Consider the following 13,419-nt stretch of genomic DNA (forward strand, 5'->3'; position numbering starts at 1 on the left):
TGCGCGGTTGAAGCGCCTTGCTATCTCCGTCAGTCGCCGGTCCCGTTCCCCGGCCAGTCCTCCCGGCTCTCGACGCTGGCCGAGGAGTTGTTCGCCCCCGCGACGTAGCTGTCGTGTGCCGGCCCGAACTTCGTGGTTACCAACAGACCGTTCGTGAGGGGGTCGGGGTCGTCGGTTCGGTGCGCCTTCAGCGCCCAGTCCGTGTCGAGATAGAACGTTCGATACAGCCCACCGTTCGGTAACTTCGCTCTGTAGTAGATCCGGTCGGGAATCCAGGTCTCGTTGACGGGATGTCCCGGTTCTGCGTAGTAGCCCGTTACATTCTCCAGCCCAGCTGTCAGGACTGCCCACGTGTCGATGGCGTTGTAGCCTTGTCCGTCAGCGGTGAAGTTCACTACGACGATATCCTGGTCTACGTAGATTCCCCTATTCGTAATATTTGTGATATTATCACCGCCGCTATTAACCCATTTCTGGTAGTCGAACGCAAACTCGTTGTACCGCTCGCGTTCGTTGAAATCGGCGAACTTCTCTTCCAGCGTCTCGTCCTCCTCTTCCTCGGGTGGTGTGTGCTTCTCGATTGTCAGCAGGTACTCGAAGGTCGCACCCGGTTCGCTAGACGTAGCGACGATGGTGTACTGACCGGCGGTGGGAAGCGTGACCGTCTTCAACCCGGCGCTCTCACTGGATCCGTCGTCGTCGTTGACGCCGATGACGGTGCCGTTGGGTGCCAGGAGACGGATGTAGGGGTCGCCGGTCGTCGATCCCATCGTGATGTGGACCGTGCTGTTCGCGGGCGCGGTGAACGTCACCGGCTCGTAGTACTTTCCGGTGTCCGTCTGTGGGTCCCCGCCGTCGAGTTCACCCCGCCGAGTGACCAGGACCGAGAAACCGGTCTGTTCGTCGGGAAACGACATCTTCCGGAGGTCGGTCCCGTTCTGTACCGGCGTCGCGGTCGGAGTGGCAGTCGATGTCGACGTTTCGGTCGCACGTCTATCCGCCTCAGTACCGGCTTGTCCGACGCCGAGGCCACTACAGCCGGCCGTGACGAGCAACAACGCGAGCAACACGGACGTGACTGCAGACCGGGACCGACCGACGGGAGTGACTGCCATTTTATTTCACTAATTTGTATACACACCTAATTCTTGCGGTAGAAGAAATTAAAAAGAGATCGGACGCCACTGTCTGCACCGGATATCAAAATCTCAGGTCATACAGACGTCGTTCCACGCGACGGCACAGCCGCCCCCACCGGAACTACTGCTTCCGGAATCGCCTCCCTCGTCGCCGTCACTACCACCGGTACCCGATGTTTCCCCGTCCCTCCACGGCCGGTCGTCCGCGTCGTCGCCCGTGGAACTGTCACCCTCGGAGTTCTCGTTGCTGGTACCGGTGTTCGATGCACCGCCGGTGATATCGCGGTACGAGGACCCCTCGCTCTCGGAACTGTCTTCCCCTGAATACGCTCCACACATAATCGTACAGCCACCGACGTCGTCGTCCGTGGCCTCGCTGGTCGTTCCGGTCGTCACATCCGACGCGGTTCGTGTGCTACTATCCGAACTAGTGGGCCCGTTACCGCTACCGGTCCTGTCGGTCGATTCTTGGCGCTGTTCGTGTGCCTCGTCCATCGCGTCACCGAGTGCGTCTAGATCGTAGACGCCGTCGGTCACTTCGAAGTTCTCGATGTCGACGCCGAGTTCGCTGGCGGTTCGGACTTCGCCCGCGCTGTCGACGTACAGTTGAATCCCGGATTCGTCGTTGGTGTCGACGACGACGGCTTCTTCGCCGGGCAGTTGGTACTGGAGGTCGCTCCCGATGTCCCCGATGCACTCGCCGTGAAAGTGGTAGTCACAGTCCGAGGATCGCCCGCCACCGGCGGGACCGCTCCCGTTCGACGCCGGGTCGCCGTTGAGTGCCGTACCCACGGCCACGTCCCGACTCGCGGTCCCCCGATGACCGAGTGCGTCGTAGACGACCACCCTGACGGGGACGGTTCCCGACGATTCGAACGTGTGTGTCAGGGAGGGTGTCGCGTTCCGTCCCGAGAGTGAACGCCGGTCGACGACGGCACCGTCGACCACCCACGCGACCGTCTCGAGGTCGGCCTCCGAGGCGTTCGCGACGGCGGTCAGGGTCGTAGACCGGCCGGCGACGGCTCGCTCGGGGCCGTCGAAACCGACACGCGGGGACCGCGATCCGGCGGCGGTGGCGGTGACGTACAGCGTGTCCGAGCGGGTCGCGCCGTCGTCGTCGGTGACGGTGACGGTCACGTCGTAGCGGCCGGTCGTCGACGGCGTGAACGTGGTCTGTCGGCAGGTCGGGCAGGCCGGTGTCGTCGTCGCGTCGCCGGGCGTCTCGATCGTCCAGGTGACGCCGGCGACGCTGCCGTCCGGGTCGCGGCTCCCGTTCGCGTCGAGATACACCGTCGTGTCGACGGAGACCGTCTGGTCGAGACCCGCGTCGGCCAGCGGCGGGCTGTTGCCCGACGCCGCCGCGCCGCCGGCGGCGACGGCCAGTGCGAGCAGGCCGACCAGAGTGACGTACCGTCCGTGCATCGGAGGGGTTGGGTCCGTGTTCCGGCATAAAATTTCGTAGCGTTATAAATTAAACTAATTCGGGTTGTGGGTGACCGAACGCAGCCGTGGATGCCGTCGGACGGGGAGCCGGGACCGACGGGTAGGGTTTAAGTAGGTCACGCGGGCAAGAACTGGTAATGGGTCTCAAATGCTCCGTCCTCGGCCACGCGTACGGTGAGACCACCATCGAGCGCGAGCGCGAGGAACAGGGTAGCGAAGTAGTCATCACCATCCAGGAGACGGAGACCTGCGAGCGGTGCGGCGAGACGCGGGTCGTCTCGGAGAACAAGGAGGTGACCGCTATCGAGACGCCCTCGGACATCGCGGGCGATATGGTCGACGCCGAGAGAGACGCGGTGGAAGACACGGACGACGCCGACGCGACGGAGGCCGACGAGGGGGAGCCCGACGCGACGACTGGAGAGTCGGTCGCGGACGGCGACGTCGACGCCGATGAGGAGACCGAGGACGCGGAGTTCATCGACGGAGCGAGCGACGACGAGCAGGGGGTCACAGCGGGCACGGGAGAGGACGATGCCTTCGCCGATACCGAGCCGGAACTGGAGGAGACGGGCGGTGAGGTCGACGGTGACGACGCGGAGATCCTCGACGACGGCGACGACGCCGACGGCGGGGACGAGGCCGGCGACGCCGAGCTCGGCGACCCGACGACCGACGTGACGGTACCGGACGCCGAGGGGGAGGTGGAGACGGTGACGGACTCCGAGACCGACCCGGAGACGGACGACGGAGTCATCATCGACGAGGACGGCTCGGAGCGGACGACCGACGACGACCGGGAACCCGGCCAGTGGCCGTCGGAACCGGGCGACGACGGGGACGACTGGTCGCCCGAGATGCTGACCGACGACCAGAGCGGGGAGGACACGGACCCTGACGGATCCAACGGGGGGACGGTGGCGGTCTCGGACGGCGAGTTCTACTGCCCCGAGTGCGGGTTCACGACCGACGCCGAGGCGAGTTCGCTGCGCGCCGGCGACTTCTGTCCCGAGTGTCACAAGGGCTCACTGGTGACGGGTACCGAGTGAACACAAACGGTAAGACGGCCCCTCGCAAAACCACGGTTATGCGAGAGTACAAGATGCGACGCGGGGAACACCTCGAAGACCGCGTCCCGGATATGGAAGCGTTCGTCGAGGAGTACTTCGGCGAGGTCACCGACACGGAAGAGCACAACGGCAGCGACCTGTTGGTCGTCGACGAGCCCGACAACCCGGTCTTCACCCGCGTCGTCGCCGGCACGGTCGAGTACGGGAGCAAGAAGGACAAGATCGCGCTCCACATCGACGAGCGGCCCGCCGAGGAGGTCATCGCGGAGGGACACGTCGACGCCGCGGAAGACGCCGTCGCAGTCAAGAACGACTTCCTCGAGGAGGCGACCGGTCGGGACGCGAAAGCACGCCGGGACTCGATGAAGCGGGACGTCGAGGACGACGCCGACAAGCCCGACAACGTCTGAACGCCGTGGGAGGGGTGGGGACGATCCGTTCCGAGGGCCGGTCCGGCGTCACACATATATATTCTCGTGCCATACGTTCACACACGCCTCGACGGAGTCGCGACGGTAGCAGTAACCGTCGCGTGCGCGTCGGTGCCGAGGCCGTGTCATAGTTTGTCCGCCCCGTCGGAGGCGGCCCCAATCCGACACACGGCACGTCCGTTTCTTTCGGCCGAGCGGGCCGGTCAGTGGTCCGGCCGGTCTCAGTCGACCAGCCCGTAGCCGCGCCGCACCAGCGCCACGTCGACGGCGACGACGGCGACCGTGAGTCCGGTCAGGACGGCCAGCGAGACGACCGGTGAGACGGCCGAGGCTTCCGGAATGACGCCGTAGCGGACGCCGTTGACCATGTACACCATCGGGTTCAGGAGCGTGACCTGTCGCCAGACCCCCTCCAGGGCCGACAGCGGGTAGAAGACGGCCCCGAAGAACACCAGCGGGCGGATGATGAACTGGTTCATGACCGTCAGGTAGTCGAAGTCACGCGCCCAGAGGCCGCCGATGACGCCGAACGCGGCGAAGAGGGTCGGGATGACCAGCGTGAACGCCGCCAGGAAGAGGGGGTTCGCGACGGTGACGGGCGTGAACACGAGTCCGACCCCCCAGATGATGAGGCCGACGACCACGCCCCGCAGCGCGGAGGCGGCGACGTAGGCCAGCACCATCTCGGTGTGCGACAGCGGCGAGGTCAACACCTCGTGGATGTACTCGTTCCAGCGGCCGTGGAAGATCGAGAAGGAGGCGTTCTCGAAGGCGTTCGAGACCATCCCCAGCACGACCAGTCCGGGGAGGATAAAGAGGACGTAGCCGGCTCCGCCGAAGGCCTCGGGGTCGCCGCCGCTGATGCGCTCGCCCAGCACCACGCCGAAGACGGTGAAGTACAGGACGTTCGTGATCATCGGCGGCAGGAACGTGTTACGCGGCCGGCGGACGTACCGGAGCACCTCGCGGTGCAGCAGCGTCCAGAGGCCGACCAGCCGATCCCGGACTCCCGTCGGCGCGCCGTTCGCGCCGTCCCGGCCAAGCGCGCCGCTCCCGTCGCCGCGACGCGGCGGCTCGGTCGCCGGCCCGTCGTCGCTCCGTCCATCGTCTCTGTGCCGGCCGCCGGCACGTTCGTCGCTCACGCGGACACCTCCGCGTAGTCGCGCTCGTCGCGCGTGAGGTCGACGAACACCTCTTCGAGCGACGCCCGGCGGATGTCCAGCGAGGTGACGGTGTGGCCCTGCCGTTCGAGCCGGCGGAGCAGTTCGGGTGCGGTCCGGCTCCCGCCGGCGGCGGTCACCGACAGGCCGTCGTCGGTCACCGCGACGTCGGTGACGCCCTCGACGTCGAGCGCGGGGGCGGTCCGGGGCGGGTCGGCCAGTCCGATGTCGACGGTGTCGGTGCCCCGCGCCATCAGCTCGCCGGGCGCGGCCTCCTCGACCTTCCGACCGTCGTCCATGATCGCCACCCGGTCACAGAGGCGCTCGGCCTCCTCGATGTAGTGGGTGGTCAGCAGGATGGTGGTGCCGGCGTCGTTCATCCGGTTGATGATGTCCCAGAGGTCGTGGCGCAACTGGACGTCGACCCCGGCGGTCGGCTCGTCGAGGATGAGCAGGTCCGGGTCCGAGACCAGCGCGCGAGCGAGGACGAACCGCCGTTTCATCCCGCCGGAGAGCCAGTCGAAGCGGGTGTCGCGCTTGTCCCAGATGCCGACGGTCTTGAGCGCCTCCTCGGCCCGGTCGCGGGCCTCGTCGCCGCCGATGCCGTGGTAGCCGGCCTTGTGTTCCAGCACCTCGACGATCGGGAAGAAGCGGTCGACGTTGAACTCCTGTGGCGCGAGGCCGATCCGGTCGCGGGCCTCGCGGTAGTCGTCCTCCACGTCGAAGCCGAACACCTCGGCGTCGCCGCCGTCCTTGTGGACGAGCCCGACGAGCGTGTTGATGAACGTCGTCTTACCGGCCCCGTTGGGACCCAGCAGGCCGAAGAACTCCCCGCGCTCGACGGTCAGGTCCAGCCCGTCCAGCGCCTGGACGTCGCCGTAGTCTTTCAGCAGGTTCCGGGCGCGTATCGCCGGTGCAGTCATCACCGGAGCAAAGCGGGCCGACACCGAAAAGCACGTTGGACCCCCCGGAGCAGCGTGCGCTCGGCCGTGCGTCGTGCTACCGTCCGAGCCGCTCGCGGGAGATGGCGACGCCCGACGGCGTGATGATGAGCTGGTCGTCGTCCTTCTGGACGATGTCGCCGCCCACCTCGTTGGCGACCTGCTTGAGCTCGTCGCTGATGTGTTCCATCGTCCGGTCCTGCGTGGAGTGGCGCGTGATGTCTGCGACGACGATGTCGCCGTCGTAGACGGCGTCCTTGATGTCGATGACGTCCTGCTTGTCGCCGATGCTGGCGATGCGGACCTGCCGGTCCGCGTCCGCGCCCGCCGCCTCGATGCCCTCGGCGTCGAGTTCCACGTAGTCCTCCGTGTTCCGCGAGGAGCCGGACTCCTCGCCGAGGATCTTGCTCATCAGTCCCATGTCACTCAGCGCGGGCGCTACCCGTTTCAAGGTTTCGTCAGACGGGATACCGTGGCGGGACGTCCCTGGTCTGTCAGGGGCGCTCGGGACACCCAACGCTCGGAGCGGCCGTCGGACGCCGCTCCTACACCGAGAACTCGAAGAGGTCGTCGCCGACGTGGTGGATGGACTCGACGACCTTCCCCGAGTCCCCGACCATGTCGTCGCCGTCGGTCTTCGCCCGGCCGATGGCGAGGAACTTCCCGTGGGACTCCTCGTTGATCACGACGAGGTCGCCGGCAGCGATCTCGTCGTCGGCCTCGGTGATCCCCGGGCGCATCACGTCGGCCCCGTCGGAGACGAACGACACCGCACCGGCGTCGACGGTGACCACGCGCCGCTCGGGCGGGTAGCGGTTCGCCCCCTGGACGGTGAGGAACGGTTCGGGGTCGCTATCCCCCTCGACGTACAACACCAGCGGGTCGCCGTCGACGAGGACCACGTTCCAGTCGCTGTCCTCGAACTCCACCTTCTCGTAGCTGTCCGCGGAGAGGTCGACCCCCAACTGCTCCGAGAGGGCCGTCTCGATGGCGTCCACCTCGTCCGACCGGAGGTGGTGCCGCGATTTCACGTCCATACGGGGGTCTGCGCCGCGGGTCGGGGTAAGCGTAACGAAGGGTAGCGGGAGACACCGACGGCACGGGGGAGGCTTTTGGCCTCTCGTCCCCACGTACCGGTATGCGCGTCGTCACGCTCCTCCCGTCGGCCACCGAGATCGTCTACGCCCTCGGGGTCGAACCGGTCGGGGTCTCCCACGAGTGCGACTACCCGCCGGCGGCCCGCGAGCGGCCGTCGGTGAACCGCTCCCGGGTCGACCCGGAGGCCTCAAGCAGCGAGATCAACGAGCAGGTCGCCGCGGCCGAGGCCGGCGACGGCGTCTACGCCGTCGATCGCGAGACGCTGGCGGCCGTCGACCCGGACGTGGTGATCACGCAGGGCGTCTGTGACGTCTGTGCCGTCGACCACGTCCAGGTCGCCGCGGCCGTCGACGACCTGGGGCTGGACGCCGAGGTGCTGACGCTCGACGTCCACAGCCTCGCCGACCTCTTCGAGTCCGTCCACCGCGTCGGGACGGCCATCGACCGCGAGGAACGGGCGACCGACCTCGTCGCCGACCTGAAAGAGCGGGTCGCGGCCGTCGAGACGACCGCGGCGCGGGCCGAGACGACCCCGAGTGTCGCCGTCCTCGACTGGCTGGACCCGGTGATGGTCGCGGGCCACTGGGTCCCGGAGATGGTGGAGCGAGCCGGCGGCGGCTACGGGATGGCCGACCCCGGCGAGCACTCCCGGCCCCGCGAGTGGGCGGAGGTGCGCGAGTACGACCCCGACGTGCTGGTGGCCGCGCCGTGTGGCTTCGACGTGGCCCAGACCCGCGAGAACCTCGCCGACCTGACCGAACGCCCGGGGTTCGACGACCTGACCGCCGTCCGCGAGGGCCGCGCGTTCGTGATGGACGGCCACCACTACGTCAACCGCTCGGGGCCGCGGCTCGTCGACACGCTGGAGTTCCTCGCGGCGCTGGTCCACCCCGACCTGTTCGACGCGCCGCCCCGGGACGCCGTCCGGGAGCTGCCGGCGCTGCGAGTCTAGGCGAGGACGGCGACGACGAGGTTCAGTGCGACGACGCCACAGCCGAGCCCGACGACGGTGCCGAACCACGTCCGCCAGCCGGGGACGCGCTCGACGACCGGCCGACACGCCAGCAGGACGACGCCGACGTACAGCGCGACGGCGGCCTTCAGCGCGACGACCAGGAGCGGCTCGTGAGCCAGCAGGACCCGGATCCAGGGGTTGGCCTCCGTCTCGACGCCGGTCGCGTGGACCGCGAGCAGCGTCGACACGAGGTCGCCAAAGCCCCAGACGAACACCAGCGCGAACACGAGGTCGACGTAGTCGGGGTCGGCGACGCGGGCGCGGAGCGAGCGGGGTCGCGCCGAGGGGGTGTCGGCCATCGTTCTCGCCCGAACGGTTCCGGTCCCCGAACGTAAAGCTCCGCACCGAGCTATCACCGCTGAGAACGGCTCAGTCGGCCGAGAGCTCGCACCGCCCCTCGTAGCTCGCCTCGCGGACGCTGTCGATGGCGGGGGCCTCGCCACACACCGGACAGTCGGGGGTCTCCGGGACCGGGATCTCGTCGACGTCCATCCGCCCGGCGTCGAACGCCAGCAGGCGGCCGGACAGCGACTCGCCGTAGCCTAGCGCGAGCTTGACCACCTCGGTCGCCTGCAGGCAGCCGACGGTGCCGGGGAGGACACCCAGCACTCCCGCGGTCGCACAGTCCGGCACCGTCCCCGCGGGCGGGGCCTTCGGGAACAGACAGCGGTAGCAGGGGCCGTCGCCGGTGAATGTGGTCACCTGCCCCTCGAACCGGAAGACAGCGCCGTGAGAGAACGGGACGCCGGCGAGCGTGCAGGCGTCGTTGACGAGGAATCGCGTCGGGAAGTTGTCCGAGGCGTCGACGACGACGTCGTACTCTCCGACGAGGTCGGCGGCGTTGTCGGGCGCGAGCCGCGTCTCGTGGGTGTCGACGGTGACGTCGGGGTTCAGGTCGGCGACGAACTCGCGGGCCGAGTCGACCTTCGGCCGGCCCACGTCGCTGTCGCCGTGGATCACCTGCCGCTGGAGGTTCGACCGCTCGACCGTGTCGTCGTCGACGACGCCGAGCCGGCCGATCCCCGCGGCGGCGAGGTACTGCAACACCGGCGCACCGAGCCCGCCGGCACCGACTACCAGCACGGCCGTGTCAAGCAGCGCGGCCTGGCCCTCGGGTCCCACGTCGTCCATGATGATGTGCCGGGAGTACCGGTCGAGCTGTTCCGGGTCGAGGTCCGGGCGCATACCGTGGCCGTTGGCCGCCGTCGCTGATAAGGCGTCGGTTCGGGCCTAACAGTCGTAGAGGTCGCGGTACTTCGCGTCGGCGTAGTCGAGGAAGTAGTCGGCGGTGAAGGACTCGCCGGTCGCCTCCCGCACGAGGTCGTCGGTCTCGTAGCGGGCACCGTGGCTGTGGACGTTCTCGGTGAGCCAGTCGTGGATCTCGCCGAACTCGCCGCTCCGGACCTGCTCGTCGACGTTCCCGATGTCGGCTCGAAGGTGGTGGTTCAGCTGCGCGGCCAGCACCGATCCCAGCGAGTACGTCGGGAAGTAGCCCAGCGAGCCGTTGGTCCAGTGGATGTCCTGCAGACAGCCCTCCGCGTCGGTCTCGGGTCGCACGCCGAGGTACTCCTCCATCTTGTCGTTCCAGACCTGCGGGACTTCGGCGACGTCGAGGTCGCCCCGGATCAGGTCGCGCTCGATCTCGAACCGGAGGACGATGTGCATGTGGTAGGTCAGCTCGTCAGCCTCGACCCGGATGAGGTTGTCGTCGTACACCTCGTTTGCGGCCTCGTAGAACTCCCGGGGCGTGGCGTCGGTGCCGAGGTGGTCGTTGGCGGTGTCGGCGAACAGGTCCCAGAACGGTCGCGTGCGGCCGACGTGGTTCTCCCAGAAGCGGGACTGGGACTCGTGGACCGAGAGGTCGCGGCTGTCGCCCAGCGGCGTCCCGTACTCCTCCTGGGGCAGGCCCAGCGTGTAGGTGGCGTGACCGAACTCGTGGACGGTCGAGCCGATGGCCCCCATCGGGTCCTCGGGCTCGAAGCGGGTGGTCACGCGGGCGTCGAACTGCGTCCCCGTCGAGAAGGGGTGTGGCGCGGTGTCGAGCCGGCCGTGGTCCCAGTCGTAGCCCAGCGTGTCCAGCGCCGCCTCGACGACGGCGCGCTGGCTGTCGTCGTCGTACGTGCCCTCGAAGGGGTCGGCCATCGTCACGTCGCTGTCGGCGATGTCGTCGATGAGGGGGACCAGCTCCTCGCGCAGGCGGGTCAGCACCTGCTCGGCGGTGTCGATCCCCAGGTAGGGCTCGTACTCCTCGAACAGCACCTCGTAGGGGTCCCGGTCGGGGTCGATGGCCTCGGCGTACTCCCGGCGGAGCTGGACCATCTCTTCCAAGGTCTCCTCGTACTTCGAGAAGTCGTCCTCGGCCTTGGCCTCCTCCCAGACCGGCAGGGCGTTCGAGGTGGCCTCGGAGATGCGCTCGACGAGGTCCGCGGGGACGCGGGTCGCCCGCTCGTGGTCCCGGCGGACTTCCCGGACGACGGCCTCCTGTTCGGGGTCGAGGTCGGCCTCTTCCAGTTCGTCCAGCCAGTCGGCGAGGTCGTCGTCGGTCAGCAGCTCGTGGTGCAGCGTCGACAGCGCCGAGGACTGCTTGGCCCGGGCCGGCGTGCCGCCCTCCGGCATCATCACCTGCTGGTCCCACTGGAGGACGCCGCCGGCGTCGCCGACGTAGTGGAGCTGTTTCACGTGGTCGAGGAACTGCTCGTAGGTGGCAGAACTGCCGCTCGCTTGCGCCATACTCCGGCCTTGGAATCCACACGGTAAATGGGCACGGTCGTCGGTAAGGCCTGCAGCGTGGCGCGCGAATCCACCCCCGGTCGCCGCCGTCCTCAGGCCAGCCACCGGTCGGCGACGCCGGCGTAGATCGCACGACATCGACGGAGTACCGGCACCGCGACGCTCTCGTCGGCGGTGTGGGCCTCGCCCGGTTCCGCCGCGCCGACGACGACGCACTCGGTCCCCTCGCTCGCGAGCCAGCCGGCGTCGGTGGCGTGCGGTTTGACGACCTGCTCGGGATCGCCGTCCTGTGCCTCGGCCGCCGCGCTCTGGACGGTGTCGGCGAACTCGGCGTCGCCACAGGCCATCGGCGGGAGGTCCTGGTCGACCTGCCAGGTCACGCCCGCGACGTCTTCGACCCGCCCCAGGGCGGCCCGCTCGCCGGGGACGGTGCGCTCGTCGACGGTCACCTCGCAGCGCTCCGGGATCACGTTCCAGGCCGAGCCGCCGTCGATCTCGGTGACCGCGACGCTCCCTCGGACGCCGTGACCCAGCACGTCCGTCTCGGGAAAGTCGAGGTCCCGGACCACGTCGACGGCGTCGGTCGCCCGGTAGACGGCGTTCTCGCCGGCCTCGGGCTCGCTGGCGTGGGCGGCCGCGCCCTCGGCGACGACGGTCGAGCCGCGCCGGCCCTTGTGGGCGACGGCGACGTCCGTGACCCCCGCGGCGGAGTAGCCGGTCGACCCCTCGCCGACGACGGCGTAGTCGACCGAGAAGCCGTCGTCGAGTGCGGCACGACAGCCCTCGCCGCCCTGCTCCTCGCCGGCGAAGGAGGCGAAGACGAGTTCTCCCGCGTCGGGGTCTGCCGACCGGAACGCCAGCATCGCCGCCGCGACGCTGCCCTTCATATCGGCGCTCCCGCGGCCGTGGATGCGCTCCTCGCCGCGGTCGCCCGTCTGGCGGCCGACCACGTACTCGCCGTCCGCGACCTGTGACTCGTCCGGCGGCACCACGTCGTGGTGGCCCACCAGCGCCAGCGACGGCCCCTCGCGGTCGCCCCGCTTGCGCGCGAGGACGTTCCCGTGCTCGTCGTGTGTCACGGCCGCGTCGGTGCGGTCACGGAGCCAGCCGGCGACGAACTCCCCGGCGGCCGACTCGTCGCTGCCGTCCCCGCGGTGGCTCGGGATCGCGACCAGTTCCTCGGTGAGGTCGGCGACGTCCATACGGGGCGGTGTCGGGCCGTCGGCTTGTGTCTTGTTGCGGGGCCGTCAGCGCAGCGCCGCGTAACCCACGCCCAGCACGCCGCCGTAGACGACGTGCCAGAGGAGGCTCGGCACGGCGAAGTTCGGGAACGGTGGCGCACCACCGAACCCGACCGCGCCGAGCCACACCGGCATCACCAGCGCGGCCAGCAGCGCCCAGGTCACGACGCCCCACGCGACGCCCAGGCCGACGACGGCACCCGTCGACTGGCCGATCACGCCGGACTCGGCGATCGCAGCGAGGGCGACGCCGAGCACGGCTCCGTGTGAGAGGTGGACGACCCAGCCGGCGACGCCGCCGGAGAGGCCGTACAGCGCGGGGATCGCGGCCGCCAGCGTGGGCGGGTTCATCAGCGACACGAGAACGGCCATCACGGCCGCCCCGGCGATCCCGCCGGCGACGCCGGCCTGCCACGCGTCCAGTGCGAGTCCGCTGTCGGTCGCGGAGTCTGTCGTCGTTGCCATAGCGTCGGTCGATGCACGCGCGACTGTCAAGAAGTCGACTTGATAACGCGCCGGCGGTGCATCGGCCCGGTAGCTTGAAGTGAGAGAACGCGGGCGGCCGTTCCGATAGGTCCCCGTCCAGCCTCACGACGGGGTGAGCCGAGACACATCGGGTAACTGACCGGTAACCCCTCAGCCCACGAACAGTCGCGCTGACTCGACCGGTTGGCCAGCACTTTTGTCCCCTCTCCCGTAGCGGGGGTATGGCCGACGACATCGACCGCATCAGTCTCACGCTGCCGTCGTCGATGGTGGACCGACTGGACGGGATCGTCGACGACTGGGAGTACGACAGCCGCTCGGAGGCGATCCGCGACTCGCTGCGGGACTTCTTCGCGGCCTACGAGTGGGAGTCCGGCGGCGACAGCCGGCACCACGGGACCATCGTCGTCGTCCACGACCACCACGTCGACGGGCTCGCCGACGACCTCCAGACCATCCAACACGAGATGGCCGACGCCATCACCTCCGTCCAGCACATCCACCTCTCGCACGACACCTGTATGGAGACGCTGGTCGTCGAGGGGGCCGCCGGCGACATCACGGAACTGGCCAACCGACTGCGCGCGCTGGGCGGGGTCCAGCAGGTGAAAGTCGTCGTCGTCGACGAGTAGCCGTCCCCGGGTGGGGTCGTGAACGTCTGACCG

The 13,419-nt window shown here is 68.7% G+C and carries 15 protein-coding genes; 4 read left to right on the plus strand and 11 right to left on the minus strand.

Annotated features, from left to right (window positions below):
• Positions 1-29: 29 nt before the first annotated feature.
• Positions 30-1,115: a PPC domain-containing protein gene (locus P0592_RS09240; RefSeq protein WP_276270595.1), complete on the minus strand. Its 1,086-nt coding sequence runs from the start codon at positions 1,113-1,115 to the stop codon at positions 30-32.
• A 93-nt stretch (positions 1,116-1,208) separates the two neighbouring features.
• Positions 1,209-2,561, minus strand: coding sequence for a PKD domain-containing protein (locus P0592_RS09245; protein ID WP_276270596.1), 1,353 nt, complete (start codon positions 2,559-2,561; stop codon positions 1,209-1,211).
• Between the two features lie 158 nt (positions 2,562-2,719).
• Between P0592_RS09245 and P0592_RS09250 the strand changes: the two genes are divergently transcribed.
• Both P0592_RS09250 and P0592_RS09255 read left to right on the plus strand, forming a co-directional pair.
• On the plus strand, positions 2,720-3,631 hold the full coding sequence (locus tag P0592_RS09250; protein WP_276270597.1) for a DUF7093 family protein: 912 nt from the start codon (positions 2,720-2,722) through the stop codon (positions 3,629-3,631).
• A gap of 38 nt (positions 3,632-3,669) precedes the next feature.
• Positions 3,670-4,062 carry a DUF5611 family protein gene (locus tag P0592_RS09255; protein ID WP_276270598.1) on the plus strand — a complete coding sequence of 131 codons (393 nt, stop codon included), beginning with the start codon at positions 3,670-3,672 and terminating at the stop codon, positions 4,060-4,062.
• Between the two features lie 242 nt (positions 4,063-4,304).
• Here P0592_RS09255 and P0592_RS09260 read toward each other — a convergent pair whose 3' ends face one another.
• The 4 genes from P0592_RS09260 to P0592_RS09275 form a co-directional block, all read right to left on the minus strand.
• On the minus strand, positions 4,305-5,078 hold the full coding sequence (locus tag P0592_RS09260) for an ABC transporter permease (RefSeq protein ID WP_276273924.1): 774 nt from the start codon (positions 5,076-5,078) through the stop codon (positions 4,305-4,307).
• Between the two features lie 143 nt (positions 5,079-5,221).
• Positions 5,222-6,166 carry an ABC transporter ATP-binding protein gene (locus P0592_RS09265; RefSeq protein WP_276270599.1) on the minus strand — a complete coding sequence of 315 codons (945 nt, stop codon included), beginning with the start codon at positions 6,164-6,166 and terminating at the stop codon, positions 5,222-5,224.
• Between the two features lie 76 nt (positions 6,167-6,242).
• Positions 6,243-6,605 (minus strand): cell division protein SepF, encoded by a 363-nt coding sequence (locus P0592_RS09270; protein WP_276270600.1) that lies wholly within the window; start codon positions 6,603-6,605, stop codon positions 6,243-6,245.
• 124 nt (positions 6,606-6,729) lie between these two features.
• Positions 6,730-7,221, minus strand: a complete 492-nt coding sequence (locus P0592_RS09275) for an RNA-binding protein (protein ID WP_276270601.1) — start codon at positions 7,219-7,221, stop codon at positions 6,730-6,732.
• Between the two features lie 101 nt (positions 7,222-7,322).
• On the opposite strand from P0592_RS09275, the gene P0592_RS09280 reads away from it, so the two are divergent.
• Positions 7,323-8,234, plus strand: coding sequence for an ABC transporter substrate-binding protein (locus tag P0592_RS09280; RefSeq protein WP_276270602.1), 912 nt, complete (start codon positions 7,323-7,325; stop codon positions 8,232-8,234).
• Here the strand turns inward: P0592_RS09280 and P0592_RS09285 are convergent.
• The 5 genes from P0592_RS09285 to P0592_RS09305 form a co-directional block, all read right to left on the minus strand.
• Positions 8,231-8,596: a DUF5658 family protein gene (locus P0592_RS09285; RefSeq protein ID WP_276270603.1), complete on the minus strand. Its 366-nt coding sequence runs from the start codon at positions 8,594-8,596 to the stop codon at positions 8,231-8,233. The genes P0592_RS09280 and P0592_RS09285 overlap by 4 nt on opposite strands.
• A gap of 70 nt (positions 8,597-8,666) precedes the next feature.
• Positions 8,667-9,482, minus strand: coding sequence for an SAMP-activating enzyme E1 (gene ubaA / locus P0592_RS09290; protein ID WP_276270604.1), 816 nt, complete (start codon positions 9,480-9,482; stop codon positions 8,667-8,669).
• 45 nt (positions 9,483-9,527) lie between these two features.
• On the minus strand, positions 9,528-11,027 hold the full coding sequence (locus P0592_RS09295) for a carboxypeptidase M32 (protein ID WP_276270605.1): 1,500 nt from the start codon (positions 11,025-11,027) through the stop codon (positions 9,528-9,530).
• A gap of 92 nt (positions 11,028-11,119) precedes the next feature.
• Positions 11,120-12,229 (minus strand): M20 family metallopeptidase, encoded by a 1,110-nt coding sequence (locus P0592_RS09300; protein ID WP_276270606.1) that lies wholly within the window; start codon positions 12,227-12,229, stop codon positions 11,120-11,122.
• A gap of 45 nt (positions 12,230-12,274) precedes the next feature.
• A complete protein-coding gene (locus P0592_RS09305) occupies positions 12,275-12,733 on the minus strand; it encodes a histidine kinase (protein ID WP_276270607.1) in 459 nt (152 codons plus the stop codon).
• A gap of 242 nt (positions 12,734-12,975) precedes the next feature.
• On the opposite strand from P0592_RS09305, the gene nikR reads away from it, so the two are divergent.
• Positions 12,976-13,386, plus strand: coding sequence for a nickel-responsive transcriptional regulator NikR (gene nikR, locus P0592_RS09310; RefSeq protein WP_276270608.1), 411 nt, complete (start codon positions 12,976-12,978; stop codon positions 13,384-13,386).
• Positions 13,387-13,419: the final 33 nt, after the last annotated feature.

The organism is Haloarcula litorea, from assembly GCF_029338195.1.
Taxonomy (GTDB): Archaea; Halobacteriota; Halobacteria; order Halobacteriales; family Haloarculaceae; genus Haloarcula; species Haloarcula litorea.